The 4,784-nt window shown below is 35.0% G+C and carries 2 protein-coding genes; both read right to left on the bottom strand.

All coding sequences use genetic code 11. From position 1 onward, the window contains the following. Positions 1-3,384: amino acid adenylation domain-containing protein (locus tag ACEN2I_RS19790; protein WP_441767808.1), on the bottom strand; the 3,384-nt coding region annotated here is incomplete at its 3' end. After that, the coding region (locus tag ACEN2I_RS19795; RefSeq protein WP_441767809.1) for a non-ribosomal peptide synthetase at positions 3,384-4,784 on the bottom strand (1,401 nt) is incomplete at its 5' end. The genes ACEN2I_RS19790 and ACEN2I_RS19795, both read right to left, overlap by 1 nt.

The raw sequence follows: 4,784 nt of genomic DNA on the forward strand, positions 1-4,784 counted from the left end.
AGCCTCTGCCACAATAACAGGCAATAAAATACCTTCTGACTGCGCTGATATATGGGCTGCTAATTCAGAAATCGTGGTATATGTAAAAACATCCGCAATTTCAATCTCTTTTGACAGTTCTTTTCGAATCAGGGAAACCAAACGTGTAGCCAGTAAACTATGACCGCCCAATTCAAAGAAATTATCGTGAACTCCTACTTTATCAATCCCTAATAATTCCTGCCAGATGCTAACTAATTGTAATTCTAAATCTGTAGTTGGCGCAACATATTCTCTACTGGATAAATCTGAATTATCCGGATCTGGCAATAATCTTTTATTTAATTTTCCATTGGTCGTTAAAGGGAACTGCTCTAACTGTATCCAGATCATAGGAACCATAAATTCCGGTAAGCTTAATTTTAAATGTTCTTGTATTTGATTTTTGTGTAACGGTTTATCTACAACAACATAGCCTACCAAACGCTTGTTACCACTTGCATCTTCCTTAGCCAATACACAGCACTGCGTTATTCCTGGTAAAGCTGACAAGACGTTCTCAATCTCACCTAACTCGATTCGAAAGCCGCGGATCTTAACCTGATCGTCTTTTCTGCCTATATATTCTATATTCCCATCTGGCAGCCAACGCGCTAAATCGCCTGTTTTATATATTCGTTCACCTTCTTTAAATGGGTTATTTATAAATTTTTCCTGCGTCAAATTGTCCTTATTCAAATAGCCTTCAGCTAATTGAGCTCCTCCAATACATAATTCACCAACAACTCCAATAGGCAACAATTTTAAACTTTTGTTAAGGATATAAATTTGGGTATTGGTTATGGGCTTACCTATTGATATCGTTTCTTCTTCCTTACTTCTAATTTTGTAATCTATAATATCTGTTGTTACAACATGCGTTTCTGTTGGACCATAATGATTGTGCAGCATGACACCTCGATGCTTTAGATATTTCTTTATATTGTCGGATAACTTCAATTGTTCTCCAGCCACAATAAGGTCTTTTATTGAATCTAGTTTTTCAAAAATACCTTCTGCACCTATAAATATAAAAAAAGCGGTTGGAAGAAACATTGTTTCAATCTTCTTGGCTTTAATAAAATTAACTAAACCAGTCAAATCTTTTTTAATTTCCGAAGAAACTATATATAATGCTCCTCCTTGTGAAATTGCGAAAAATATTTCTTGAAAGGACATATCAAAACTTATACTTGATAATTGTGTCACTCTTTTATTAGAAATACCTAGTTGATTATTATTACATATCAAGTTGAATAATGCATAATGAGACATCATTACTCCTTTTGGTTTTCCTGTACTCCCCGAAGTATATAAAACATATGCCAAATGATTTGGAGATATTATTATATTCAAATTCTCTGTTGAATAGTTAGTCATAAGATCCCAATCTCTATCCAATAATAAAATCGATAAATCTTCATACTCTTCTAATAAGTCATTACTACTATTGCAGCTCAATACTATTTTAATACTGGCATCACTAAGCATATAAGCGATACGGTCACTTGGATATTCAGGATCAATAGGGACATAAGCTGCACCTGATTTTAATATTCCCAAAATACCGATGACCATTTCCAAGTTACGATCTAAACAAATTCCGACTAAACTATCTGCAATTATTCCTTGCCCATGTAAATAATGACTTAATTGATTTGAACGTTGGTGTAATTCTTTATAAGTTAAAGTATCCTCTTGAAAAACTACAGCAATTGCATCAGGAGTACTTTTCACCTGTTCCAAAAATAAATCTAATACCGTTTTATCTTTAGGGTATTCTGTAAATGTGCCATTGAAAACGTCTAATAATTGTATTTCTTCCTTTTCGGTCAGTATAGATAAACTATCTATTGGTTGTGTAATATCGCTTATTATACTTTCCAGCAACTTTTGATAATGCACCAACATATTATCAATTGTATTCTGATCAAACAAAGCTGTATTATATTCTAAATTTAATGTAATGGCTTCTTCAATTTCAAAAATCCCCATATTTAAATCAAACTTAGAACTAACAACATCAAACTCATATCCCGATAAGGTGACTCCTTCTAAAAATACATCTCCAGATTCTTTAGGAGTATTCTTTAAGACAAATAACACTTGAAATAATGGCGTCATACTTATATCCCTGGTAGTAACTACACGTTCTACAACCTTTTCAAACGGGGCTAATTGATGATCGTAACTCTCTAAAGTCGTTTGTTTCACTCTTGACAACAAATCTTTAAAACTCGGATCGCCACTCAAATCACTACGAAGCGGTAAAGTGTTGACAAAAAAGCCTATCATTCCCTCTAAATCCGATTGCGTTCGATTTGCTATTGGTGTTCCTACACAAATATCATCTTGACCACTATAACGAGATAACAAAACTTTAAAAGCTGATAATAGAAGCATAAACAGCGTCACACCTTGCTCCTGACATATAGAATTTAATGACTTACCTATTTTTTGGTTTAATTCTAAAGAAATAGCCGCTCCTGCATTACTCTGTACAGCAGGTCGAGCATGATCCATTGGTAAAGACAAAGTGCTTACACCCCTTAATTTTGATTCCCAATACGATAACTGATTGTCTAAAACTTCGCCTTCTAAATACTCACGTTGCCAAATGGCATAGTCTGCATATTGTAAACTAAGCTCTGGCAGATTAACTGGACGGCCAGATTGTAGTGCACTATACAATTCCATGAATTCATTCACCAAGATACCTTCTGACCAGCCATCACTGGCTATGTGATGGATGACACAAGCCAAAACAAACTTCTCATTCCCTATTGTATATAAACAGGCTCGTAACTTGTAATCTTTAGATAAATTAAAAGGTTTATTCAGATAATCAGCTATAGTACTCTTTAATATTTTATCATCCGATACAATGGCTTGATCCAGTGACCAGTTCTCGGAGCTGATAATTTCCTGATAGGCGATCCCATCTTCTGATAAAAGATTTGTGCGCAATACTTCATGACGTGAAACAATAGTCTTTAATGATTCTTCCAAAATTGGACTATTTAATGTTCCATCTAAACGTAACACAATGGGCATATTATATTCTGTACTTCCTCCCAGCTGATCCAAAAACCATAATCGTTCTTGACTAAAAGATAAAGGAATGTGTTTTATTAGGTCCCTGTCAAATGTTTTCACAGTATACTTACCTAATCCTTTATCATGATTTCTATTTAAATCAAATTTTTCAAGATGCTGGATAATAAGATCTTTAGAATCCTTTATGTCTGCCAGCAAAAGATTATCAATATTCTCATTTTCTGATTTTAACACTAAAGAATCACCGTCCAACTCCAACTTTACTCCTTGATCTTGTGCTCTTTTTATAAGACTTAATATTTTGTCCATTATATTTTTATTATTTTTTTATAAGTAATGTCTTGGTTTTCTTTTTCTTTGATCTCTTTATGTCTTAAATAGGTACTTAATTCTTCTATTCTTGTGAATTCAAATACATCTTTGATCGTAATTTCAAGCTCAATTTTTTTACGAATCATAGAAACCAAACGCGTAGCCAGTAAACTATGACCACCCAATTCAAAGAAATTATCGTAAATCCCGACTCGTTCTACTCCTAATAACTCCTGCCAGATTGCTGCTAACTGCGCTTCGGTTTCATTACGGGGTGCTACATATTCTTTACTGGATAATTCTGATCGTTCCGGATTCGGCAAGGCCTTCTTGTCCAGCTTTCCATTACTGGTTAATGGCATTGCTTCTAAAATGACCCACATTTGGGGAACCATATAATCAGGCAAACTTAGCCTTAATTGGTTTTGCAATACTTCCCTATCAAAATCATCCTGAACCTCAGGAACTACATAACCAACAAGACGCTTACTGCCCGATGCATCTTCCTTGGCCAACACACAACACTGCCTTACTGCTTCTAAAGATGACAACACATTCTCAATCTCTCCTAACTCGATTCGATAACCGCGGATCTTAACCTGGTCGTCTTTTCTGCCTATATATTCTATATTCCCATCAGGAAGCCAACGTGCCAAATCACCCGACTTATAAATTCGTTCACCTTCTTTAAATGGATTTGCTATAAACTTCTCCCGAGTTAATTCTTCCCTGTTTAAATAACCTCGGGCGACCTGAACACCTCCTATAAACAATTCTCCAATTATTCCTATTGGCAATAACTGGTTTTGATCATCTAAAACATATAAACCTGTATTGGCCACTGGCTTTCCTATTAGAATTTGAGATATAGAACCTTTCATTGGCACTTCCCAGGAACTTACATCAATTGCTGCCTCTGTAGGCCCATATAAATTGTCTAATCGAACCTCCTTGAATTTATCCTTAAATAAATGCACATGATCTAATAGTAAAGCCTCTCCACTACATAAAACCCGTCTTAAGGAATTACAATCACCCAATTTGATATCTTCTAAGAAAACCCGTAACATCGAAGGAACAAAATGAATCGTAGTAATGCTTTCCTTTTCTATAATATACTTTAAATACTCAACATCTGTATGTCCTTCAGGTTTGGCAAAAACCAATCGAGCCCCACAACTGATACTCCATAAAAATTCCCATACCGATACATCAAAACTAAAAGAAGTCTTCTGTAGGATTATATCATCACTCTTAAGTTGATAATGCGATTGTGTCCACAATAAACGATTGACAATACCACCATGTTCATTCATAACTCCCTTAGGAATACCCGTACTTCCCGATGTATATATCACATAAGCCAAGTTAGAGCCAGATACTACAGTGCTGAGTGC

The sequence above is a fragment of the Flavobacterium sp. W22_SRS_FK3 genome (genome assembly GCF_052113665.1).
Taxonomy (GTDB): domain Bacteria; phylum Bacteroidota; class Bacteroidia; order Flavobacteriales; family Flavobacteriaceae; genus Flavobacterium.